The organism is Streptomyces pristinaespiralis (assembly GCF_001278075.1).
GTDB classification, from domain to species: domain Bacteria; phylum Actinomycetota; class Actinomycetes; order Streptomycetales; family Streptomycetaceae; genus Streptomyces; species Streptomyces pristinaespiralis.
On sequence record NZ_CP011340.1, the window covers coordinates 6,933,728 to 6,957,319 of the forward strand.

Genomic DNA, 23,592 nt, shown 5'->3' on the forward strand with positions numbered 1-23,592 from the left:
CTCCCGGCCTGCTCAGCGCGAGGCATGAGCGCCGACTGGGTGCGTCCGTCGCCATTCCATCCGTGCGCCGAGGGCGCACAGGAGGGTGACCAGGGCGGTGCCGGCCACGATCACCCACTCGAGGGCCCCGCTCCCGGCGTCCGGTTCGACGTCGAAAAGAATCTCGATCCAGTCGTGCCAGATGAGGGTGACCACGAAGAGCAGCGCGGAGAGCGACCCGAGGGCCACTTCGACCCAGAATCGGCGGCGGAGCGTTCCGGAACCGCTGCGGTGCGGGGCTTGGAAGGTCATGGCGCGTCTTCCCCTCTGTGCTCCCCGTCATCGGCCTGCGAGGCCTGCTGCTGCGCGGTGGGACGGACCACGTAGGTGCTGCCGCCCACCAGCATGTTCTGTACCTCTTGGAGGACGTGGAACTCGACGGGCCGGTCCGGCGCGTCCGCAGGGAGGCGGACGTTGACGGCCATCCCCCGGGAACCGAGCTCGGGGTCGATGCGCACGCCCTTCAGCTCGTTCTTGCGGTGTTCGTCGGGCTTCATCACGTACGAGCGCGCGAAGTCGAACTTGCGGATCCGCCCGTGCCGGTCGACGAACTGATCGGGCAGGAACTCGTCCGCGTGATCAAGGAGTTCGACGCCGTTGCCGGGCTGCGGCCCCTGGGCGTTGCCGAGCTTCTCGAAGGTGATGTACAGCCGCGTGCCCTCGGGAAGGTTCGCCCAGTCGAACCTCACGGTGGAGGGCTGGTTGGTCAGGCTGACCTTGTTGAGCAGGAGGAGGAATGCGCGGGATGGTGTGACGCCGCCGGGCAGCGCGTCCTCGACCTGGAGGTTCTTCAGCCCGGCGTGCTTGCGGGTGGTGACCAGCGTCGTCACGTCGAAGACCCCGCTCGCCGCGATGGGGTCCTCGTCGCAGGTGACGACCGCCAGGACGCAGGAGTGGGCGGCCGCGGTGGATGGCACGAGGAAGTCCCATTCGGCCACACCGGGCTCCGCCGCTTCCAGCCTGGCGATCGTCCTGACCGGGCCGAGGGGCGTGTAGGCCGTGCTGACGGGATCGGCGGCGAAGGGCTTGCCGTTGGACCAGAAGTCCGTGGGCAGGGCGGGCAGGTTCGCGGAGGCGTCGGCCAGGAAGGCCCGCACCCGGACGTTCGTCGCCGCGCGGACGCCCCTGTTGTGGACCTGTACGTAGAAGCGGTTCACGGCCGTCCGGCGTGCCGTACGGTGCGCCAGCCGGGCCAGGGCGACGTAGTCGCCGACCGGGCTCGTCGTCTGGTAGTTGGGCTGTGGGGCGTCCACTACGATGTCGGGGCTCTGCCACCACCACATGGTGCTCGGCGTGGCGCTCGGGTCGAAGGGGTCCGCGACGCCCGAGGGGGAGGGAAGGACCCGGCCGGAGTCGAGCACGGTGTCGCGCACGTACAGGTCGACCATCGTGGTCGGCGCCGCGTCAACGGGGCGCTCCCAGACGCTCCTGCCGTGCGTGGCGGCGCGCAGCAGTCGGCGCTTGGCGTGCAGGGCAAGGTCGAACACCGGTGCGTTGGGCAGACCCTGGTCCCACAGGGTCCAGTTCAGGCCCGCGTCCTCGGTTCGGAACACGCCGCTGTCGGCGCCGCAGAAGAGTCGGTTGGCGTTCGTCGGGTCGATCACGATGGTGTTGACGGGGTTGGCCGGTGCCAGTCCGTTGGAACGCGAGGTCCACACGGTGTCGGCCGTGCCCCGCCGGTAGACGTGGTCGCAGCTGAACTCGCCGGGTTCCGAGGCGTTCAGCATGCCGGCGATGGTCACCCAGACGGTCCCCGCGGTGTCGACGGCGATGTCGGACACGCATACCAGGGGCAGGGCCGGACCCGTCAGGTCCGTGCGCGTCACGTCCGCGGGGCTCCATGTCGCCCCCGTGCGCCGGTACCGGTAGACCCGTCCGTTCTCCGTCCCGGCGTAGACGGTGTTGCTGTCGCCCGGATGGACGGCGATGGCGGTAATCGCCGGTCCGGGTCCCGAGGTGATGGCTGCCCAGCTGTCGGCGCTGTTCGCGCTGCGCCAGAGCTGGTCCCCACCGAAATAGCAGGTGGTGGGGGTGGTCGGGTCGAGCGCGAACGGCGCGTAGAACGGGACCCTGCCGCCGATTCCGGAGTTCTTCAGAGACCACGAGGCGCCGGCGTCATCGGAACGGTAGATGGTCTCGTTGGTGTACTCCTGGTACATCCGGACCGGCTTCGACGGGTCGATGGCGGTGAAGCCGCCGTCACCGTAGGCCGATACCGTCCACGCCGGTGTGCCAGCGTAGCGGTGCACGCCGTTGTCCTGCGTACCGCCGATCAGCACGTTCTCCCACTCGGGGTGCTGGGCGATGGAGTGGAACTGGAGCGTCGCCAGGTCCCGGTTGCGGTCGGTCCACGTCACGCCGGTGTCGGTGGAGATCTGGATGCCCCCGTCGTTGGCGTCCCAGCAGACGGCCGGGTTGACCGGATCGAAGACGAAGGCGTGGTGGTCGGCGTGGACGTTGTTGGTGGGCTCGAACACGCCACCGCCAGTGCTGGAGCGCCACAGACTCCGCTCCGCGACGAACAGGACGTTCGGGTCGGTGGGGTGCATCGCCACGTGCAGGGCGTAGAAGCTGAGGTCGGTGAAGGCGAGGGCGACGGTGTGAGTGTGGCCCGTGGCGTCACTGTTCGTGGTGAGCTCCACTCGTCCGCCACCGGCCAGCCTGGCGAACTGCTGGGCCGTGAACGAGACCATGTGCGTGTGGGGCGTCGTCCCGCTGGGGGTGGTCGTGTAGGTGTGGGGGGCCGTCGGTGCCGTCATGTCCGCCGCGGGCACCGTGACCGAGTGGGCGTGACCGGCGTCGACCGATGTCCCCGATCCGGCAGCGGAGTTCAGGCGCATCGGTACAGCCGTCCAGGTGCTCCCCGCGTCCGTCGTCTTCGCCAGTGCCGCGAAGCCGGGGTAGGCAGCGAACAGGGCGAGGGCGACGTCGGGGTTCCCCGCCTGCTGGGCCATCGCGACCCGCTCGAATTCCCGACGGGCCGGCAGCCCCGGACTGCTGATCGCCGTCCAAGCGGACCAGGACCCGGAGGTGCGGGTACTCGTCCATAGAGCTTCGCCGTACTGGGCGGTGACGACCTTCAGGGTTCCGGGCGGCCCGGGAGCGCGGAACACCACCATGTCGGTGAACAGGCCGACGTGGCTCCGGCGCGTCCAGTTCACGCCCCCGTCGGTGCTTTCGCATACACCGATACCGGAGGACACGAGGAGGCGCTTGCCCGTGCTGTCCGTGGGGTCGAACACCACGCGGGTGACGGGGGCCCTGTCGAAGAACGCCGTCCCCAGTTCGGTCCAGGTGTCGCCGCCGTTGGACGAACTCATCAGACCGGCGCCGTAGTACGTGTCGTGGGTGGCCTGCTGCTCACCCGTCCCGGCCACGATGTGGAGGTGGTCGGAGGGGTCGATCGCCAGTGCCCCGATGGCCAGACTGCGCTGGTAGTCGGATTTCGGTGTCCACGTTAGTCCTCGGTCCGTGCTCTTCCATACCCCGCCGTTTGCCGTACCGAGGTAGACCGTGTTCGTGTCGGTGGGGTCGACGGCGACGGAGAGTGCCCGGCCGCTCCACGCGGTGTTCCAGGCCAGCACCGGACTGGGACCCATCGGCGTCCAGTTGGTCCCGCCCGGAACCGGGGCCGACCGGGTCGTTCCGTCCGGCTCCCGGCCGGCAGCGGCCCGCATGCCCGCCTCCAGCCGGTCCCGGCGCTCGCGGAGCGCCCGGACGCCCGAGACCTGGGCTTCGCGCGCGCCGGGAGGGATGCGGCCGATGTGACCGAAACGGCGCTCCCACAGATAGCGCTCGCGCTCAAGGGGGGCGTCGCTCTCCTCCGGGGGCTCACCGCCAGGCCCCTCCTTCGAGCCCTCCGGGGGCTGGCCGTGCGCCGCGGCGGGGAAGGGCCGCACGATCACCGTCACGGACGCGGCCGTCCCGTCCCCGCCCTGTAGGTAGTCCGTTCCCCGCCGTGCATACACCGCCGCGATGTGGTGTTCACCCGGGTCCAGGCGGAAGGTCGAGAGGCGACAGGCGAAGACACCGTTGCCGTCAGGCAGGATCGCCTCGCCGGTGGCCGGCCGGACATCGGACCCCGTGGGCTGCTCGGCCGCGAGATCGCGGCCGACTTCGCGTACATCGGGAACCGCCAGCCCCTGGAGCACCCGGTCGGCCAGTACCTGCTGCCCGTCGACCGTGAGCCGGACCGCCCAGCTCTCCCAGCCCGAGCCGCGGATCTCGAGCGACATGCCCTGATGACACGTTCGCGGGCTGACCTCGAGGAGAGGAACCTTGGCCGCGTCCCCTTCGGACCGGCCGGTGTTGCTTCCGTAGCCGTCCATAACTCCACGATAGGAGCGCGCCACCGGCAGGGCCTGTCCAACCTTCAATGATTGAAGGGGACTCGGGGCAGGGGCCGTGCCGTGCCACACACCGTCAGGAAGCGACGCGGCGGAATGGATGAACGGGCAACCGGCAAGAACCTCGCACACGTCGTCGGCGCGCGGCGCACCTGGCGCTCCTGCGCGCAACCCGCACGGGTTGTGCCCTTGTGCCGTCCCGCGGAGCGGTACTTGACCCGCGTGGGGCGGCTCCGTCAGCATCGGGCCGTGCCCACCACACTTGGTGGCATGCCAGCTGCGTACAGCCGCTGCGCTCGGGCCGTCTGGGACTTTACCTCTGCGCAGGTCAGGGAGGGCAGGGAAGCTCTTCGAACGTGACGCCACCATGCTTCGAATGGCAGCTGGGTGGTGCTCCGACGGGCTTGGCACGCGCAGGTGAGTGGCGGGGCGAGCCACTCCTCCCGCTCCATGGTCGCCATACACGTGTCAAATGTTCGTCCTGTGGCGTTCATGTTTCCCGGAGCAGTACGGAGACGCCAAGGACGGTCAGGGCACGGGTGTGTAGTCGCCGTCCTCGTCCATCTCGAAGCTGCCCGTGGTGTGTCCGTCGACAGCGGTGTGCTTGAGCCAGTTGCGGGACAGGCGGTGGAGATGCGCTGACGCCGGTTCCCACTGGAGCTGGTGGCCGGAGCAGGCCACCTTGAACATCAGCTTCCGTGTGCCTGGAATAGATTTGTAGAGTTCCGGGACCGAAAGGAACGGGACGGTTCCCGGTGCGCTGTTCACCGTCTTGTCGTGCTCCCCGTACATGATGAGCACCGGCACTTTGTCCCCGAGGATGTTCTTCACTTTCACCCCGGTCTTGTTCCAGCCCCACCAGAAGGCGTTCCGGAAGCGCAGCACTCCTTGGGGGACCCCGTACCTCTCGGCGCCCCAGTTGCTGCCGAACATGTCGCTGTCCATGATCGCTTCCCAGACGGTGTCGACCATGCCCTCCTCCCGCTGCTCCGGGCAGCCCAGCTCCCTGTTCCATGGGGAAGCCCCACCGGGGGTCCGTGCTGGCTGACAGAGGCAGCGGGAAGGGTGGGTCCCAGTCGGTGCCCGGGGCGCTGGCCTGGTAGTTGGCTCCGAAGACCGGCGCGAGACGCCGACGCTCAGTCACAGACGCCCCGGCTGCACGGAGACTCATTGCATAAACCTGCATAGCTGCGTATAGTCATGCCATCGATGAGGAGGATTTTCGATGACCGTACGAGCAGCAGTGGCAGGGGCGAGCGGGTACGCGGGCGGAGAGCTGCTCCGGCTGCTCCTGGCCCACCCCGAGGTCGAGATCGGCGCGCTCACCGGCAACTCCAACGCCGGCAAGCCCCTCGGCACCATGCAGCCGCACCTGCTGCCGCTGGCCGACCGGGTGCTGATGCCGACCACCGCAGAGGCGCTCTCCGGGCACGACGTCGTGTTCCTCGCGCTCCCGCACGGGCAGTCCGCCGCCGTGGCCGAGCAGCTCGGCGACGACGTGCTGGTCATCGACATGGGGGCCGACTTCCGGCTGAAGGACGCCGCCGACTGGGAGCAGTTCTACGGCTCCGGGCACGCCGGCACCTGGCCCTACGGCCTGCCGGAACTGCCGGGCGCCCGCGCCGCGCTGGAGGGGTCCAGGCGTGTCGCGGTGCCCGGCTGCTATCCCACCGCCGTCTCGCTCGCGCTGTTCCCCGCCTACCAGGCGGGAATCGCCGAGCCGGAGGCCGTGATCACCGCCGCCACCGGAACCTCCGGCGCCGGCAAGGCGCTCAAGCCGCATCTCCTCGGCTCCGAGGTCATGGGGTCCATGAGCCCTTACGGCGTCGGCGGCGGCCACCGCCACACCCCCGAGATGATCCAGAATCTGAGCGCGGTCGCGGGGGAGCGGGTCACCGTCTCCTTCACGCCCACCCTCGCGCCCATGGCCCGCGGCATCCTCGCCACCTGCTCCGTGAAGGCGAAGCCGGGCACCACGGCGCACGACGTGCGGGCCGCGTACGAGAAGGCGCTGGCCGACGAGGAGTTCGTGCACCTGCTGCCCGAGGGGCAGTGGCCCGCCACCGCCTCCGTGTACGGGTCGAACGCGGTGCAGATCCAGGTCGCGTACGACGAGAACGCCGGCCGCGTGATCGCGATCAGCGCCATCGACAACCTCACCAAGGGCACCGCCGGCGGCGCGGTGCAGAGCATGAACATCGCCCTCGGACTCCCCGAGAGCACCGGTCTTTCCACGATTGGAGTTGCGCCGTGAGCGTGACCGCAGCGAAGGGATTCACGGCAGCGGGCATCGCCGCCGGGATCAAGGCGAACGGCAACCCGGACCTGGCCCTCGTGGTCAACACCGGGCCCCGCCGCGCCGCCGCCGGTGTCTTCACCTCCAACCGCGTCAAGGCCGCACCCGTACTGTGGTCCGAGCAGGTCCTCACCGGCGGCGAGGTCAGCGCGGTGGTCCTCAACTCCGGTGGCGCCAACGCCTGTACGGGTCCCAAGGGCTTCCAGGACACCCACGCCACCGCGGAGAAGGCGGCCGAGGTGCTCGGTCACAGCGCGGGCGAGGTGGCCGTCGCGTCCACCGGGCTGATCGGCGTCCTGCTCCCCATGGACAAGCTGCTCCCTGGCATCGAGCAGGCCGCCGCCCAGCTCTCCGAGCACGGCGGCGAGAAGGCCGCCATCGCCATCAAGACCACGGACACGGTCCACAAGACCGCGGTCGCCCAGGGCGACGGCTGGACCGTCGGCGGCATGGCCAAGGGCGCCGGCATGCTCGCACCCGGCCTCGCCACGATGCTCGTCGTCCTCACCACCGACGCCGACCTCGAGCCCGCCGACCTGGACAAGGCACTGCGCGACGCCACCCGGCAGACCTTCGACCGGGTCGACTCCGACGGCTGCATGTCCACCAACGACACCGTGCTGCTCCTCGCCTCCGGCGCCAGCACGATCACCCCCCGCTACGAGGAGTTCGCCGAGGCCGTACGGGCGGTCTGCGACGACCTCGGCCGGCAGCTGATCGGCGACGCGGAGGGCGCGAGCAAGGACATCAAGGTCGAGGTCGTCAACGCGGCCACGGAGGACGACGCCGTGGAGGTCGGCCGCTCCATCGCCCGTAACAACCTCCTCAAGTGCGCCATCCACGGCGAGGACCCCAACTGGGGCCGGGTGCTGTCCGCCATCGGCACCACGCGCGCCGCGTTCGAGCCGGACCGGCTGAACGTCGCCATCAACGACGTGTGGGTCTGCAGGAACGGCTCGGTCGGCGAGGACCGCGACCTCGTCGACATGCGGTACCGCGAGGTCCGGATCACCGCCGACCTCGCCGCCGGCACCGAGTCCGCGGTCATCTGGACCAACGACCTCACCGCCGACTACGTCCACGAGAACAGCGCGTACAGCTCATGAGCACGACCAGGAAGCACACCGCGCTGCCCAAGGCCCAGATCCTCATCGAGGCCCTGCCGTGGCTGACCCGCCACAACGGAAAGACCGTCGTCATCAAGTTCGGCGGCAACGCCATGATCGACGAGGACCTGAAGGCGGCCTTCGCCCAGGACGTCGTCTTCCTCCGGCACGCCGGCCTCAAGCCGGTCGTCGTGCACGGCGGCGGCCCGCAGATCTCCGCGGCGCTCGACCAGCACGGCCTGGTCAGCGAGTTCAAGGCGGGACTGCGGGTCACCACCCCGGAGGCGATGGACGTCGTACGGATGGTGCTCGCCGGGCAGGTCCAGCGCGAACTGGTCGGCCTGCTCAACCAGCACGGCCCGTTCGCCGTCGGCCTCACCGGCGAGGACGCCCACACCATCACCGCGACCAAGCACCAGCCGCAGATCGACGGCGAGTTCGTCGACATCGGCCGGGTCGGCGAGATCACCGAGATCGACACCGGCGCCATCACGGCGCTCCTCGCCGACGGCCGGATCCCGGTCATCTCCTCGATCGCTCGCTCACAGGACGACGGACATGTCTACAACGTCAATGCTGATACGGCGGCTGCGGCACTCGCTGCGGCGCTGGGCGCAGAGACCCTGATGGTCCTCACCGACGTCGAGGGCCTCTACGAGGACTGGCCCGACAGCGACGAGGTGATCAGCCGGCTCACCGCCACCCAGCTGGAGAAGCTGCTGCCCGAACTGTCCAGCGGCATGGTGCCCAAGATGGAGGGCTGCCTGCACGCCGTGCGCAACGGGGTCAACACCGCGCGTGTGATCGACGGCCGGGTCCAGCACTCGATCCTGCTGGAGATCTTCACGGACGAAGGCATCGGCACCATGGTCGTGCCCGACGTACAGGGGGAAGCGTGAGCAGCACCGGGAACGAGCAGCTCGCCCAGCGGTGGCAGGGCGTCATGTCCGACAACTACGGCACGCCGAAACTGTCGCTGGTCAGCGGAGAGGGCTCCAAGGTCCGGGACGCGGACGGCACCGAGTACACCGACTTCGTCGGCGGCATCGCGGTCAACGCGCTCGGCCACGCCCATCCCGCCGTCGTCGAGGCCGTCACCCGCCAGATCTCCCGCCTGGGCCACGTCTCCAACCTGTACGTCGCGGAACCGCCGGTCGCCCTCGCCGAGCGACTGCTCCAGCTGTTCGGCCGGCCGGGCAGGGTCTACTTCGCCAACTCGGGCGCCGAGGCCAACGAAGCCGCCTTCAAGATCGGCCGGCTGACCGGCCGCTCGCACATGGTGGCCACCACCGGAGGATTCCACGGACGCACGATGGGCGCCCTGGCGCTCACCGGGCAGCCCGCGAAGCAGGAGCCCTTCCTGCCCCTGCCGTCGGACGTCACGCACGTCCCGTACGGCGACGCGGAGGCGCTGCGCGCCGCGGTCACCGAGGACACCGCCTTCGTGATCATCGAGCCGATCCAGGGCGAGAACGGCGTGGTCGTGCCGCCCAAGGGCTACCTCGAGGCCGCCCGGGAGATCACCCGTGCCACCGGCACGCTGCTCGTCCTCGACGAGGTCCAGACCGGCATCGGACGTACCGGGCACTGGTTCGAGCACCAGGCCCACCAGGGCGTGGAGCCCGACATCGTCACCCTGGCCAAGGGCCTCGGTGGCGGACTGCCCATCGGCGCGACCGTCGTCTTCGGTGCGGCGGCGGAGCTGCTGAAGCCCGGCCACCACGGCACCACGTTCGGCGGGAACCCGGTCGCGTGCGCGGCGGGACTCGCGGTCCTCGACACCCTCGCGGCCGACGGCGCCCTCGACACCGTCAAGCGGCTGGGCGAGAAGCTGCGCGACGAAATCGAGGGTCTCGGTCATCCGCTGGTCTCCCACGTCCGCGGCAGCGGCCTGCTGCTGGGTATCGTGCTCACCGGGCCCCTCGCACCGAAGGTGCAGCAGGCGGCCCAGGATGCGGGCTTCCTGGTGAACGCCCCCGCGCCCGATGTCGTACGGCTCATGCCGGCACTGACCATCGCCGACGCGGAGGTGGACGCGTTCCTCCATGCGCTGCCCGGCATCCTCGACGCGAGCACGCCGGCCACGGCGGGCGACGGGGAAGGACGATCCGGAGAATGAGACGACGATGACCGACGCGAACGGCACCGAGCACGGCGGGCCCGCCGTACCGCAGACCCGCACGGCCCGCCACCGCCGGATCGTGGACATCCTCAACCGGCAGCCGGTGCGCTCCCAGAGCCAGTTGGCGAAACTCCTCGCGGACAACGGACTGCACGTCACCCAGGCGACGCTCTCCCGCGACCTCGACGAACTGGGCGCGGTGAAGATCCGCAACACCGGCGGCGAGCTCATCTACGCGGTGCCCAGCGAGGGCGGCTTCCGGACCCCGCAGGCCCCGCTGGGCGAGTCGGCGAAGGAGGAGCGCATGCGGCGCCTCTCCGGCGAACTGCTGATCTCGGCGGAGGCGTCGGCCAACCTCGTGGTCCTGCGCACACCTCCGGGAGCGGCGCAGTTCCTCGCGTCGGCCATCGACCAGGCGGAACTGCACGATGTGCTCGGCACGATCGCGGGTGACGACACCCTGATGCTGATCAGCCGCGACCCGGCGGGTGGGCAGGCGCTGGCGGACCATCTGCTGCGTCTGGCGCAGAACGACCGGTAGGCCGGGGCGGGGCTTGTCCGGGGGTTCCGCCCGTACCCTCGCGCTCCATCTCCGGCGGGGCCGGCGTCGTCGGCCCCGCCGGAGTTCGTCTTCCGGTTCCGGAAGCGGCCCCGCGTTTCCGCTCAGTCCGTGCGGGCGGGGAGGGGCAGGGGCAGACCCGGGAGGCCGTCCAGGCTCACGCCGATGTGTTCCTTCTTCTCGCAGTACGCCGCGAACTCCTCGTCCGACTTCCGGCCGAAGTACTCGGCATGCTGCGTCCGTTCCTCCCGGTAGTCCATGAACGGCACGGCGAAGCCGCAGACCTGGCTGATGCGGCGGGCGTGGACGACGATGATCGCGCGGGCGGCCGGGCCGTCGGCGTCCTTGAAGAGGCCGATCAGCGCGGGCCAGCGCGGATCGTCACGGAAGACCGCCTCGCCCTGGCCGTGCACCCGCACCACCTGCGGCGGCCCGGAGAACGCGCACCACATCAGGGTGATCCGCCCGTTCCCCTCCTCCCGCAGATGTGCGATCGTCTCGGCGCCGCTGCCGCCGAAGTCGAGGTAGGCGACCGTCGCCTCGTCGATGACGGCCAGCGTGCCGCTGCGGCCCTTGGGCGACAGGTTGACGTGCCCGTCCCCTGTCAGCGGCGCGGTCGCCGTGAAGAACACCGGCTGCTGTTCGATGAAGTCCCGGAGCCGGCCTTCGATGCGTTCAAACGTTTTACCCATGGGGTGATTATCGACCTGACCCTTCCGGGTTCTGTCTGCGCGTCAGGACGTCCCGGACCGCGCGAGGCCGATCCGCGTGCGTGTCACGTCCATGGCGTCTTCGCTGAAGAGGTGCGCGCACTGCCGGAGCAGCCGGTCCACCTCCGCGTCACCCGGCGGGACCTCGCGCGTCCAGGTCCGGTTGCGCACCGTGGACTCCGCCCTGACCCGAAGGCGGGGGTCGGTGTCCGCCAACAGGGCCACGCAGGAACGGAGTTGCACGACCCCGCCCCGCTCCCGCAGCAGGCGGAAGGCGGCCTGACGGGTTGCGGTGGGCCACCGTGGCGACAGCCGCTCGGTGAGCAGGTCCGCGCAGAGCCGGCGTGCGTAGGGGAGCAGCGCCCGCGCCGCCTCGCGGGCGACGGCCGGCGCCGGGTCGTCCACCAGGGGAAGCACGGTCTCGACGGACGCCGATTCGAGCAGCCGCAGCCCGGCCACGGCCTGCGCGCGCACACCGCCGGAGGGATGTGTCAGCAGCGTGCGGAGCAGTGCGGCGTCCTCCCGCCGACCGCACTCCGCGAGCCCGGTGACGGCGTAGGGCGCCACGGTGTCGAGGTGCCCGCACAGCTCGAGGTGGCGGGCGTGCGGATCTCCGCCGTCCTGGCTGATCACCCACCGGGCGCAGGCTCGTACCAGGCCCGACCGGTCGGCGAGGTGGTTCGCCGCCTCGTGCGCCCGCCCCGCCTGCCGCAGCGCCGTGACCCCGGCCGACCGTACGAGCGGCATGCGCCCGCCGAGCAGGATGTCGACGGCGCGGTCGTCGGGTCCCTGGGCCGCCATGGCGGCGAGCGCCGCGTCCGTCCACAGCCGCGCGAGGACCGGATCCGGATCGCCGGCGGCCCGGCGCGCCAGCGCCCGTACGTCCAGCAGCCCGTGGTCGAGCACGACGCGTGCGGCGAGGCGCCGTGTCGCGCTGTCCCGCGAGTCCCGAAGGAGGCTCTGCGCCAGATCCGGAACGGCATCCAGCGCCTCCTCGAAGAGCCCGCGCGCCCATCCGCCCTCCACCCGGCGGCCCAGCCGCAGCACCAGTGGCGTGAGATCGCGCAGGCTCTGCTCCGGTGCGCCTGTCAACCGCTCCCTGAGCAGTACGCGGGCGCAAAGCCGCACCGGCTCGACCCAGTCGGTGCAGCGCACGACGACGAGGTGCCAGAAGGCGGACGTCCGTGCCCCGGTGACGAGCGCGTTCTCGCGGACCCGGCCGTCCGGGTGGCACAGGGCGGTCTCCTGCCGTTGGCACAGCCGGCCGGACGTCCGCGGGTCGTACTCGTCCCACCAGTACCGTCCGAAGGCCCGGACCGCCTGGTCCAGCGCCGTCCAGCAGGCCGGGTCGTCGAAGTCCAGCACCTGGTTCGCCGTGCGCCCCTCGAGCAGCTGCCCCACGGCCGCCCTGCTCGTCGCCTCGTTCCACCGCTTCCCCATGCCCCCGCACCCCTTCCGCGCCGATCGCGCCGCTCACACTAGGAGGGGGCGACCACCGCTGACCAGCGGGTTTCCCGGTCGATTGACAAACCATGCGGAGGACTGCATAGTTATACCCATCAGCGTATGCACCGTAAGGAGAAACCCGTGACCGAGCGCGTCGTACTCGCCTACTCGGGCGGCCTGGACACCTCCGTCGCCATCGGCTGGATCGCCGAGGAGACGGGCGCCGAGGTCATCGCCGTTGCCGTGGACGTCGGCCAGGGCGGCGAGGACCTGGACGTCATCCGCAAGCGCGCGCTCGCCTGCGGTGCTGTGGAGGCCGAGGTGGCCGACGCCAAGGACGAGTTCGCCGAGGAGTACTGCCTCCCCGCGATCAAGGCCAACGCCCTCTACATGGACCGCTACCCGCTGGTCTCCGCCCTCTCCCGGCCGACGATCGTCAAGCACCTCGTCGCCGCCGCCAAGAAGCACGGCGCCACCACCGTCGCCCACGGCTGCACCGGCAAGGGCAACGACCAGGTGCGGTTCGAGGCCGGCATCGTCGCCCTCGCGCCCGAGCTGAAGTGCATCGCCCCGGTCCGTGACTACGCGATGACCCGGGACAAGGCGATCGCCTTCTGCGAGGAGAAGCAGCTCCCGATCGCCACCACCAAGAAGTCGCCGTACTCCATCGACCAGAACGTCTTCGGGCGGGCCGTCGAGACCGGCTTCCTGGAGGACATCTGGAACGCGCCGATCGAGGACATCTACGAGTACACCTCGAACCCGGCGGAGCAGCGCGAGGCCGACGAGGTCGTCATCTCCTTCAAGGCCGGTGTCCCGGTCGCCATCGACGGCAAGCCCGTCACCGTGCTCCAGGCCATCCAGCAGCTCAACGAGCGCGCCGGCGCACAGGGCATCGGCCGGATCGACATGGTCGAGGACCGGCTCGTCGGCATCAAGTCCCGTGAGGTCTACGAGGCCCCCGGCGCCATCGCGCTGATCACCGCGCACCAGGAGCTGGAGAACGTCACCGTCGAGCGTGAGCTGGCCCGGTACAAGCGGCAGGTCGAGCAGCGCTGGGGCGAGCTGGTCTACGACGGCCTGTGGTTCTCCCCGCTCAAGCGCGCCCTGGACGGTTTCATCAACGAGGCCAACCAGCACGTCACCGGCGACATCCGGATGACCCTGCACGGCGGCCGGGCCGTCGTCACCGGCCGGAAGTCCGACGAGTCGCTGTACGACTTCAACCTCGCCACCTACGACTCGGGCGACACGTTCGACCAGTCGAAGGCGCAGGGCTTCATCGAGATCTTCGGCCTGTCGCAGAAGATCGCCGCCAAGCGGGACCTGGCGTAACCCGCCTGCGTTGAACAGTGCGCCTCCTCGTCGCGGCGGGGAGGCGTCTTCACACCCTCATCCAAGGAGCTCGAGCTGTGAGCAGCAACAACGGTGACGTCCGGCTCTGGGGCGGCCGCTTCGCCGACGGTCCGGCAGAGGCGCTGGCGAAGCTGTCCGCGTCCGTGCACTTCGACTGGCGGCTCGCGCCGTACGACATCGCCGGCTCCCGTGCCCACGCCCGAGTCCTGAAGAAGGCGGGCCTGCTCACCGACGACGAGCTGACGCGGATGCTCGCGGGGCTCGACCGGCTCCAGGCCGACGTGGCGTCCGGCGACTTCACCGGCACCATCGCCGACGAGGACGTCCACACCGCCCTCGAGCGCGGCCTGCTCGAGCGCCTCGGTCCCGACCTCGGCGGCAAGCTCCGCGCCGGCCGGTCCCGCAACGACCAGGTCGCCACGCTCTTCCGGATGTACCTGCGCGACCACGCGCGGATCATCGGCGGCCTGATCGCCGACCTCCAGGACGCCCTCGTCGGCCTCGCCGAGGCCCATCCGGACGTCGCCATGCCCGGCCGTACGCACCTCCAGCACGCGCAGCCGGTCCTCTTCGCGCACCACGTCCTGGCCCATGTCCAGTCGTTGTCCCGGGACGCCGAGCGGCTGCGCCAGTGGGACACCCGCACCGCCGTCTCCCCGTACGGCTCCGGCGCCCTGGCCGGTTCCTCCCTCGGGCTCGACCCGGAGGCGGTCGCCGCCGACCTCGGCTTCGAGCGGGGATCCGCCGGGAACTCCATCGACGGCACCGCGTCGCGGGACTTCGTCGCCGAGTTCGCCTTCATCACCGCCATGATCGGCGTGAACCTCTCGCGGATCGCCGAGGAGATCATCATCTGGAACACGAAGGAGTTCTCCTTCGTGACCCTGCACGACGCCTTCTCCACCGGCTCGTCGATCATGCCGCAGAAGAAGAACCCGGACATCGCGGAGCTGGCGCGCGGCAAGTCCGGCCGGCTCATCGGCAACCTGACCGGGCTGCTCGCCACGCTCAAGGCCCTCCCGCTCGCGTACAACCGCGACCTCCAGGAGGACAAGGAGCCGGTCTTCGACTCCTGCGACACGCTCGAGGTCCTGCTCCCCGCCTTCACGGGCATGATGGCCACGCTCACGGTCAACCGCGAGCGGATGGAGGAGCTCGCCCCGGCCGGCTTCTCGCTCGCCACGGACATCGCCGAGTGGCTGGTCAAGCAGGGGGTGCCGTTCCGCGTCGCGCACGAGGTCGCGGGCGAGTGCGTCAAGGAGTGCGAGCGGCTGGGCATCGAGCTGGACCAGCTGACGGACGAGCAGTTCGCCAAGATCTCCGAACACCTCACGCCCGAGGTCCGCACCGTCCTGAACGTGCCGGGCGCGCTGGCCTCCCGCAACAGCCGCGGCGGAACGGCCCCTTCGGCGGTCGCCACCCAGCTCAACGAGGTCAAGGCCGACCTGGTGATACAGCACGCCTGGGCCACGGCCAAGCAGTGACGTGGGGGCGCCGTCGCCCCTTCTGCCGGCGCGTCGAGGTCCGGACCGGCCGACCGGTCCGGACCTCGACGCGCCGCGTGCGTCCCTTTGACGTCAGGCGCTCGTGAGGATGACGAGCTGCTGGGTCGCCCGGGTCATCGCCACATAGCGGTCGACCGCTCCCTCGACGCCCTCGCCGAACGCCTCCGGGTCGACGAGGACGACCAGGTCGAACTCCAGCCCCTTCGACAGCTCCGGGGTCAGCGACCGGACACGGGGTGTCGTCGGCCGGAACGCGGGATCGCCGATGACGCAGGCGATCCCCTCGGCGTGTGCGGCGAGCCAGGTGTCGAGGACCGGGGCGAGATCCGAAACGGCTCCGTGGACGACGGGGACGCCGCTGCTGCGGATGGAGGCCGGCACGTTGGCGTCGGGGAGCACGGCACGGATGACCGGCTCGGCCTCCGTCATGACCTCTTCCGGCGTCCGGTAGTTGACGTTCAGGGACGTCAGTTCGACCCGGTCGAGCCCGACCCGCTCCAGCCGTTCCCGCCACGACTCGGTGAACCCGTGCCTGGCCTGGGCACGGTCCCCGACGATGGTGAAGCTCCGGGACGGGCACCGCTGCAGCAGCATCTGCCACTCCGCGTCGGTCAGCTCCTGCGCCTCGTCCACCACGATGTGCGCGAACGGCCCGGCCAGCAGGTCCGGTTCGACGCCCGGTGACGCGTTCTCGTCGACCAGGGCGTCGTGGAAGTCCTCGCCGCGGAGCATCGTCACCAGGCCCGTCCCGTACTCGTCGTCGGCGACCTCGATCAGGGAGTCGACGACCCTGGCCATGTGCTCCCGTTCGGCGGCGACAGCCGCGTTCTGCCGCCTCTTGCGCCGCGCCGCCTCCGGGTCGCCGAGCCGCTGCCGTGCCGCGTCCAGGAGCGGCAGGTCGGACACCGTCCAGGCCTGGGCGTCGGCGCGCTGCAGTTTCCGCACCTCGTCGCGGCTGAGCCAGGGAGCGCACATCCGCAGGTAGGCGGGGACCGACCACAGGTCGGAGACGAGGTCGGCCGCCTCGAGCAGCGGCCACGCGCGGTTGAAGGCCGTGAGCAGCTCCCTGTTCTGCCGCAGCGACCTGCGGAGCAGGGCGTCCGGGACCTCCCCGTCGTCCGCGGAGGCGTCGCCCTCGTGCTTGTCCACCAGGATCGTGAGCAGCTCCTCCCAGACCAGGTCACGCGCCTCGTTGTGCGGGACTCCGGGCTCCGCCGCCTCGAACGCCACGGCCCATTCACGGGCGCTCAGCCAGATGTCGGACCAGTGGGTCGTGACCGTCATCCCCTCGGTGGGCGGCTCCTCGTAGAACCTGACGGCCTTCTCGATCGCTTTGACCAGATCCGCCGACGACTTCAGGCGGGCCACGTCCGGATCGCTCTCGATCCTCGCCGCGGCTCCCTCGGCGACGAGGTCCCGCAGGACGCAGGTCTGCACGCCCTCCTCTCCGAGGCTGGGCAGCACGTCCGCGACGTAGCCCAGGTAGGGCCGGCTGGGACCGACGAAGAGCACGCCGCCCCGGCGGTGACCGAGACGGGGGTCGGAGTACAGGAGGTACGCGGAGCGGTGCAGGGCGACCACGGTCTTCCCCGTGCCCGGACCGCCGTCCACGACGAGAGCGCCGCGGGACCCCGCGCGGATGATGGCGTCCTGGTCGGCCTGGATGGTGCCGAGGACGTCCCGCATCCGTTCCGACCGGTTGCTGCCCAGGCTGGCGATGAAGGCGGACTGGTCGTCGAGGGCGGCGTGCCCGGCGCAGCGCCTGATCAGCTCGTCCCCGACAAGACCGTCCGAGGTGAACACCTCGTCCCAGTAGTCGCTGATCCGGCCACGGGTCCAGCGGTATCTGCGGCGGCTCGCCAGACCCATCGGGTTGGCGTGGGTGGCTCCGAAGAACGGCTCGGCCGCGGGAGAGCGCCAGTCGACCAGCAGCTGCCGGCCCTCGCTGTCCGTGAGGCCGAGCCGTCCGACGTGGACGGGCTCGTCGGGGCTGTCCGCGTCGACCATGTGTCCGAGGCACAGGTCCAGGCCGAAGCGACGCAGGGTGCGCAGGCGGGTGGTCAGCCGGTGGATCTCCGCGTCCCGGTCCATCGCCTGCTGACCGATGCCGCCGGGCGCCTTGCGCTCTGCGTCGAGGCGGTCGGTCAGCTCGGCGATCGACTGCTCCAGACACGCCGAGATGGCCGCGAAGTGCTGCTCGTCGGCGGCGATCAGCGTCGGGTCGGCCTTGGAGGAGAGGCGGTCGGGAAGGTCGAACGCGCTGGTGGTCAGGGGGGTCACGTCATCAGCTCCGTTGTGAGGCCGCTTGCAGGTGTCGCGTGCAGCAGGTCGTCCGGACCGTTGTGCCGAACCGGGTGGTCATTCCGGGCGACGCTCCGCCCGGCGTGCACCCGACGGCCGGGGCCGGCGCGGGTCGCCAGGGTTCGCGGGTTCTCGTGTTCCGGTTCGGCGGTCCCGTGGGTCACGCGGACGGGGGCGGCCATTCCTGGCCGACCGTATCGAACAGCAGCTTCGCGGCCACCATCGCTCCGTCGGTGCGGACCTTGCCGGCCACGGCCTTCGCCCGGTCCCGGGTCTCCGGCGTCAGGGCAGCCCCGAGCGCGGCCGACAGGGACTCGAGGGTCGGGGTCGGACCGTCATGGGCCGCGCCGATGCCCAACTCGGCCACCCGGCTTGCCCAGTAGGGCTGGTCGACCGACTGGGGCACCACCACCTGCGGCGTGCCGGAAAGGGTGGCCGTCGTCGTCGTGCCCGCACCGCCGTGATGCACGACGGCGGCCACCCGGCCGAAGAGCGCCTGGTGGTTGACCTCGCCGACGGCGAAGCAGTCGTCATGGTCGTCGGTCAGCGCCAGGTCGGCCCAGCCGCGGGAGAGGAGTACGCGGCGGCCCTGCGCGCGGACCGCCTCGACCACCACGTGGGCGGCGTCCGTCGACGTGTGCAGGGGCATGCTGCCGAAGCCCACGTACACCGGTGGTTCGCCCGCGTCCAGGAACGCCGCCAACTCGTCGGGCAGCGGGCGTTCGTCCGGCAGGGTCCACGCGCCGGTCTGCACCACGTCGAGGTCCGCCGGCTCCTGCCACGGGTCGAGGACCGGGTCCGTCGCAAGCCACGGGCGGTCGCCGAAGACGTAGTCGCGGACGCCCGTCACCGGCGGCAGGCCCGCCGACGCCCGGCTGGTGTTGAGCGCCTCACCGAACAGTGCGTCGATGCTCTGTGCGTCCAGCTCCCACAGCACCCGGTTGTCGGTCACGTCCGGCGGGAAGGGCCTGCCCGCGTACGCCAGCGGCGGGTGGTGCGGCGACGGCAGGGTGAGCTGCTGGAAGGTCACGGACACCGAGGGGATGCCCAGCTTCTCGGCCACCGACAGTGCGCCGGCCGCGGCCGGCATCGGGCCGGTCGCCACCAGGACGTCACATCCCTCGGCCGCCGGGGGGACCGCGGCGAACACATCGGCGATCAGCGCGGCGCCGCGCTCGGGCAGGGACGACGCCGGCGGCGCCGCCTTCGTCAGCGCGCGCGCCGACGGGCCGACCGGGACCAGCGGCACGCCCACACCGGCCAGGCGCTGCGCGAAGTCCTCGTCCGGCGGCGCGCACACCCGTACCTCGGCGCCCAGTTCCCGCAGCCGCACCGCGAGTCCCACCAGTGGTTCGACGTCACCGCGCGACCCGTACGTCGACAACAACACACGCATTTCGTAACGCTCGCTTCCGCAGATTCCGGCTCAGGCCGGAGATTCTGCGGCACGACGGGGGCCTTGCGGCAAGCCCCCCGGTGCGCTATACCTTGAGCATGGCAAGGAGTGGTCGTACCTCCTTGCCTCTTTTCATCTCTCCGGCCGGCCGACGGATCCGCTCGAGCCGTCAGTCGATCTGCTCGCAGATGTCCGTCGTCGATCCGTGGGCCATGGTGACCTCCTTGTAGCCGGACGAGCTGATGTCGATGGTGTAGACACCGTCCACGACGTACAGTCCCCGGCCCAGGTTGCCGGCGCCCTCGCCGACCCCGACCAGTACCGGGCCGAGCACCGACCAGAACTGGGAGCCGTCGGTGCGGTGGTCGACGACGGCCGTGCCGCTGACGTCGGCGTCGTAGGAGTCGCCGGTCTCCTTGTTGGTGACCCGCACGATCAGATCGCCCTTGTAGGCGACCAGCTTCGGCCTTCCGTCGGGGTGGGTCTCCAGCACGCGCCGGACCACCTCGTCCACGACGGGCTCGCCGTGGACGGGGAAGTCGCAGCGCAGGCCCGCCGCGACGTCCCACGGGGCGGACGGCGACGGCTCCCAGCCGGTGTCGAGGCCGCTGCCGAGGCCGGCCTCTGCACCGGCGGACCGCGCGGCCTGACCGGAGGCGGACGCGGGGGCGGCGCCCATGAGCGTGGTCGCGGCAACCGCCGCCAGAGCAACAGCCGTTCGTCGCATGGAGACTCCCTGAGGACGTGGTCGGACCGAGACGTGACCGGGCCGAGAAGGATCGGACCGCGGAAGCGGTCCTGCTTGTCCGCACCAGCCTGTCCCCGCCGTCTGACCACGCTCTCACCACCGCTGTGCACCGCCGCGCCCGCCGGTTAGGCTCGCGGACCCATGGAGTTCCAGTTGCTGGGTCCGTTCGAGGCCCGTCACGAAGGAGACCGGGTCCTGGTGGGCAGCCGCCGCCAGGAGCGCTGCCTGCTGTCGATCCTCCTGCTGGAGCCGGGCCGGGTCGTGAGCACCGGCCGGCTCATCGATCTCCTGTGGGACGGCGACGCGCCCGCGTCCGCACGGGGCACCGTCCACACGTACATCGGCCGGCTCCGCGCCCGGCTGGGGCCGTACGGGGTGCGTGTCGAGACCCGCCACGACGGTTACGCCTTCGACCCGGGCCACCACACGGTCGACGCCCAGGAGTTCACGGACCTCGTCCGGCGGGCCGGGGGCGTCGCCGACGTGGCGCAGCGGGTGCGCCTGTACGACCGGGCCCTCGGACTGTGGCGGGGACCGCTGCTCGTCGACGTCGTGGACGACGGCCTGCGTGAGCGGCTCGGCGGGACGCTCGGCGAGCTCCGGCTGTCCGCGCTGGAGCATTGGGCGGAGGCGCAGTTGGAGCTCGGTATGCACGACCGGGTCGTCACGGACCTGACCGCGCTCGCCCGCGCGCATCCCGGCAGGGAACGGCTCGTCGCCGCGCAGATGACCGCCCTGTACCGGAGCGGCAGGCAGGCCGACGCCCTCGAGCTGTACCACGCCACCCGCAAGGCACTGGTGGCCGGTCTGGGCATCGAGCCCGGCGCCGGGCTGAACAGCCTGCACGAGCGGATGCTGCACGGCGATCCCCGGCTGCACCGCCCGCCCGTGCCCCTGTACGCGGTACGGGTCGACGAGGAATGGCTGCCCTGGACCACCAGCGGCCATCCGGCGCTCGAGTTCTGCAACACGTACGCCGGCTGGGGCGGGCCCGGCCTGCCGGGATCGGAATGGCTGCGCACGTACCGCACGCTCGCCGTCTGGGCCGGGCACCTGGACCTCGCGGAGGATTGGCTGGTGGCCGGCCTGCTCAAGAGGGCACGGCAGCGGCCCGAGGAGGCGGCGGCCGTTCTCGGGGAGGCGCGGGAGTTCCGTACACGGCTGTACGCCGCTCTGACCGGTCCCGACGACGTGCGGGCGTTCAAGGCAGTGGCCGATGTCGCGGAGGACGCCGCGAAGGCGTCGGCGTTCGTCCGCGGCGACGACGGCCTCGGCCGCTGGCGGCTGTCCCCGTCCGCCGGGCTGCGGCTGCCGGTGCTCGCCGTGGCCGGCAGCGCCGCGGAGCTGCTGGCGGACCCGGGGCGGTTCACCGTCCGCGCCTGCCCCGGCGCCGACTGCGGCTGGCTGTTCACGGACGAGAGCGGCCGGCGCAGGTGGTGCAGCCTCAGAACCTGCGGAAAAGAGATGCCAGTGTACTGAATGAGACATTGATGTCTCACATGGGCTATGGTTGTCCCATGGCCATGGATCGAGACCACGTGCTGCGCGCCGCCGCCGCCCTCCTCGCCCGGAAATCGACGTCCACCATGGACGAGGTCGCCCGGGCCGCGGGCATCGGCCGTGCCACCCTGCACCGCCACTTCGCCGGCCGGGACGCGCTCGTCCGGGCACTGGAACAGCTCGGCATCCAGGAGTTCGAAGCGGCGATCGACCGGGCCCGCCTCGACGACGACGGCGCCGACGAGGCCCTGCGCCGGCTGATCGGCGAACTGCAGCCGGCCGCCGACCTGCTCGCCTTCCTCTACACGGAGAACCAGCTCTTCGAGGGCGACGAGATCAACGAGGGCTGGGCCCGCCTCGACGCCCGCGTCTCCGACCTGTTCCGGCGCGGCCAGAACGAGGGCGAGTTCCGCATCGATCTGACACCGGCCTGGCTGACCGAGGCGCTCTACGCCCTCGTCGGCTCCTGCGCCTGGGCCGTCATGGACGGCCGCGTCGCCAAGAAGGACTTCCAGCACATGACCGCCGAGCTGCTGCTCGGCGGAGCCGTACGGAGAGTGGATCAATGAGCAGCACCGTCCAGCCCGCGACCGGGACGGACGAGACCGTGCACCGCCCCGGCCGCTGGCTGGCCCTGGCGGTCCTTGTCCTCGCCGTCCTCCTGGTGGCCGTCGACGCCACCGTCCTCGGCCTCGCCACGCCGTTCCTCAGCGAGGACCTGGCGCCGACCGGCACCCAGCTGCTGTGGATCGGCGACGTCTACTCGTTCGTCATCGCCGGCCTGCTCGTCTCCATGGGCAGCCTCGGCGACCGCATCGGCCGCAAGAAGCTGCTGCTGAGCGGAGCCGTGGCCTTCGGCGCCGTGTCGGTCCTCAACGCGTACGCGACCACCCCGGAGATGATGATCCTCGCGCGGGCGCTGCTCGGCGTCGCCGGCGCGACGCTGATGCCGTCCACGCTCGCGCTGATCCGCAACATCTTCCACGACCCCCGGGAGCGCAGCTTCGCCATCGGCATCTGGGGCGCCACCGCGTCCGCGGGCGCGGCGGTCGGGCCGGTCGTCGGAGGTCTGCTGCTGGAGCACTTCTGGTGGGGCTCCGTCTTCCTGATCAACCTGCCCGTGATGGCGGTCCTCGTCGTCGTCGGCGTCAAGCTGCTGCCGGAGTCGAAGAACCCGGTCACCGGCCCCTGGGACCTGCCCAGCGTGGGGCTGTCCCTCGTCGGCATGGTCGCCGTCGTCTACGCCGTCAAGGAGGCCGCCACCCACGGGGCGAGCTGGGAAGCGGGCGTCGCCGCGCTCGTCGGCGCCGCCGGCCTGTACGGCTTCGTCCGCCGGCAGCTCACCCTGAGCGCGCCCCTGCTGGACATGCGGCTGTTCCGGCACCGCGGATTCTCGGGCGCGGTGCTCGCCGACCTGCTGACCATCCTCGGCCTGTCGGGTCTTGTGTTCTTCCTGTCCCAGTTCCTCCAACTGGTCCAGGGCCGCCCGCCGTTCGAGGCGGGACTCGCCGAACTGCCCGCCGCGATCGGCGCGGTGGCGACCGGGCTGGTGGCGGGCAAGGCCGCCCGCCGGTTCTCGGTACGGTCCGTGGTCGCCGGCGGTCTGGCGGCCGTCGGACTCTCCCTCGCCGTGCTGACGCTGCTCACCGGGTCGACCGGCTATCCGCTGCTCGGCGCGTCGCTGCTGATCGTCGGCGCGGGTGCGGGCTTCTCGTTCACCGTCACCGCGGACGTGATCCTCTCCAGCGTTCCCAAGGAACAGGCCGGAGCCGCCGCCGCGGTGTCGGAGACGGCCTACGAGCTGGGCGCGGCACTCGGCATCGCGCTGCTGGGCTCGATCGTCACCGGGGTCTACCGCGGCTTCAGTGCGCCCGAGGGCACGCCGCCGGACGTGGCCGCGGCCGCCCACGAGTCGCTCGGCGGCGCGGTAGAGGCTTCGGCCGCCCTCCCGGCGGCCCGTGCGGAAGCCCTGGTCACCGCGGCGCAGGAGGCGTTCACCGACGGTCTGCGGATGGCGGCGGGGGTCGGGGCGTCGGTGCTGCTCACCACCGCGGTGGTGGCGTGGTTCCTGCTGCGGGGGCAGAAGCTGGCGGAGGACGTCGAGCACTGAGGGGCGGCGGGGCGTGGTGGCCGCCACGCGGGATCGCTCCTTGTCCGGCCCT

18 protein-coding genes are annotated in these 23,592 nt (G+C 71.1%); 10 read left to right on the top strand and 8 right to left on the bottom strand.

The features are described 5' to 3' along the window. Positions 1-12 precede the first annotated feature (12 nt). The 3 genes from SPRI_RS29695 to SPRI_RS29705 all read right to left on the bottom strand — a co-directional run bounded on the left by SPRI_RS29695 (position 13) and on the right by SPRI_RS29705 (position 5,357). Positions 13-291, bottom strand: coding sequence for a hypothetical protein (locus SPRI_RS29695; RefSeq protein WP_005319633.1), 279 nt, complete (start codon positions 289-291; stop codon positions 13-15). Further along, a complete protein-coding gene (locus SPRI_RS29700; protein ID WP_106428472.1) occupies positions 288-4,367 on the bottom strand; it encodes a WD40/YVTN/BNR-like repeat-containing protein in 4,080 nt (1,359 codons plus the stop codon). Before SPRI_RS29700 ends, SPRI_RS29695 begins: the two co-directional genes overlap by 4 nt. Before the next feature lie 546 nt (positions 4,368-4,913). Then, on the bottom strand, positions 4,914-5,357 hold the full coding sequence (locus tag SPRI_RS29705; RefSeq protein ID WP_005319636.1) for a hypothetical protein: 444 nt from the start codon (positions 5,355-5,357) through the stop codon (positions 4,914-4,916). A gap of 253 nt (positions 5,358-5,610) precedes the next feature. Between SPRI_RS29705 and argC the strand changes: the two genes are divergently transcribed. From argC to SPRI_RS29730, 5 genes are read left to right on the top strand one after another with little or no spacing between them, the layout of a single operon-like run. After that, on the top strand, positions 5,611-6,639 hold the full coding sequence (gene argC / locus SPRI_RS29710) for an N-acetyl-gamma-glutamyl-phosphate reductase (RefSeq protein WP_005319638.1): 1,029 nt from the start codon (positions 5,611-5,613) through the stop codon (positions 6,637-6,639). Continuing rightward, positions 6,636-7,787, top strand: coding sequence for a bifunctional glutamate N-acetyltransferase/amino-acid acetyltransferase ArgJ (gene argJ, locus SPRI_RS29715; protein ID WP_005319639.1), 1,152 nt, complete (start codon positions 6,636-6,638; stop codon positions 7,785-7,787). Before argC ends, argJ begins: the two co-directional genes overlap by 4 nt. Further along, complete coding sequence (gene argB / locus SPRI_RS29720; protein WP_005319641.1) at positions 7,784-8,686, top strand: acetylglutamate kinase; 903 nt, start codon at positions 7,784-7,786, stop codon at positions 8,684-8,686. The genes argJ and argB overlap by 4 nt, the downstream gene beginning before the upstream one ends. Further along, a complete protein-coding gene (locus SPRI_RS29725; protein WP_005319643.1) occupies positions 8,683-9,906 on the top strand; it encodes an acetylornithine transaminase in 1,224 nt (407 codons plus the stop codon). The genes argB and SPRI_RS29725 overlap by 4 nt, the downstream gene beginning before the upstream one ends. A 7-nt stretch (positions 9,907-9,913) precedes the next feature. Further along, positions 9,914-10,450 carry an arginine repressor gene (locus SPRI_RS29730; RefSeq protein WP_005319645.1) on the top strand — a complete coding sequence of 179 codons (537 nt, stop codon included), beginning with the start codon at positions 9,914-9,916 and terminating at the stop codon, positions 10,448-10,450. A gap of 122 nt (positions 10,451-10,572) precedes the next feature. On the opposite strand, the gene SPRI_RS29735 is transcribed toward SPRI_RS29730, so the two are convergent. Further along, complete coding sequence (locus tag SPRI_RS29735) at positions 10,573-11,160, bottom strand: pyridoxamine 5'-phosphate oxidase family protein (protein ID WP_005319646.1); 588 nt, start codon at positions 11,158-11,160, stop codon at positions 10,573-10,575. A gap of 42 nt (positions 11,161-11,202) precedes the next feature. Beyond that, entirely contained in the window at positions 11,203-12,618 is a 1,416-nt protein-coding gene (locus SPRI_RS29740) for a HEAT repeat domain-containing protein (RefSeq protein WP_050791602.1), read from the bottom strand. 147 nt (positions 12,619-12,765) lie between these two features. On the opposite strand from SPRI_RS29740, the gene SPRI_RS29745 reads away from it, so the two are divergent. Continuing rightward, on the top strand, positions 12,766-13,959 hold the full coding sequence (locus tag SPRI_RS29745; protein ID WP_037775206.1) for an argininosuccinate synthase: 1,194 nt from the start codon (positions 12,766-12,768) through the stop codon (positions 13,957-13,959). Positions 13,960-14,036: 77 nt separating this feature from the next. Then, positions 14,037-15,464, top strand: a complete 1,428-nt coding sequence (gene argH, locus SPRI_RS29750) for an argininosuccinate lyase (protein ID WP_053557502.1) — start codon at positions 14,037-14,039, stop codon at positions 15,462-15,464. Positions 15,465-15,557: 93 nt separating this feature from the next. Here the strand turns inward: argH and helR are convergent, their stop codons facing one another. The 3 genes from helR to SPRI_RS29770 all read right to left on the bottom strand — a co-directional run bounded on the left by helR (position 15,558) and on the right by SPRI_RS29770 (position 19,909). Continuing rightward, a complete protein-coding gene (gene helR / locus SPRI_RS29755; protein ID WP_053557503.1) occupies positions 15,558-17,765 on the bottom strand; it encodes an RNA polymerase recycling motor ATPase HelR in 2,208 nt (735 codons plus the stop codon). A 181-nt stretch (positions 17,766-17,946) separates the two neighbouring features. Beyond that, the gene (locus SPRI_RS29765) at positions 17,947-19,182 is read right to left on the bottom strand and encodes a glycosyltransferase (protein ID WP_037775209.1); all 1,236 of its coding nucleotides are present in this window, start codon (positions 19,180-19,182) and stop codon (positions 17,947-17,949) included. Between the two features lie 169 nt (positions 19,183-19,351). Further along, a complete protein-coding gene (locus tag SPRI_RS29770) occupies positions 19,352-19,909 on the bottom strand; it encodes a hypothetical protein (RefSeq protein WP_005319652.1) in 558 nt (185 codons plus the stop codon). Positions 19,910-20,071: 162 nt separating this feature from the next. Here SPRI_RS29770 and SPRI_RS29775 point away from each other — a divergent pair, with 162 nt between their 5' ends. Genes SPRI_RS29775 through SPRI_RS29785 form a run of 3 tightly spaced genes read left to right on the top strand, consistent with a single transcriptional unit; the run spans position 20,072 to position 23,540 of the window. Next, positions 20,072-21,409 carry a BTAD domain-containing putative transcriptional regulator gene (locus SPRI_RS29775; protein WP_005319653.1) on the top strand — a complete coding sequence of 446 codons (1,338 nt, stop codon included), beginning with the start codon at positions 20,072-20,074 and terminating at the stop codon, positions 21,407-21,409. Positions 21,410-21,447: 38 nt separating this feature from the next. Then, positions 21,448-21,999 carry a TetR/AcrR family transcriptional regulator gene (locus tag SPRI_RS29780; protein WP_037775210.1) on the top strand — a complete coding sequence of 184 codons (552 nt, stop codon included), beginning with the start codon at positions 21,448-21,450 and terminating at the stop codon, positions 21,997-21,999. Next, entirely contained in the window at positions 21,996-23,540 is a 1,545-nt protein-coding gene (locus tag SPRI_RS29785; protein ID WP_053557504.1) for an MFS transporter, read from the top strand. The genes SPRI_RS29780 and SPRI_RS29785 overlap by 4 nt, the downstream gene beginning before the upstream one ends. The last annotated feature ends 52 nt before the right edge of the window (positions 23,541-23,592 follow it).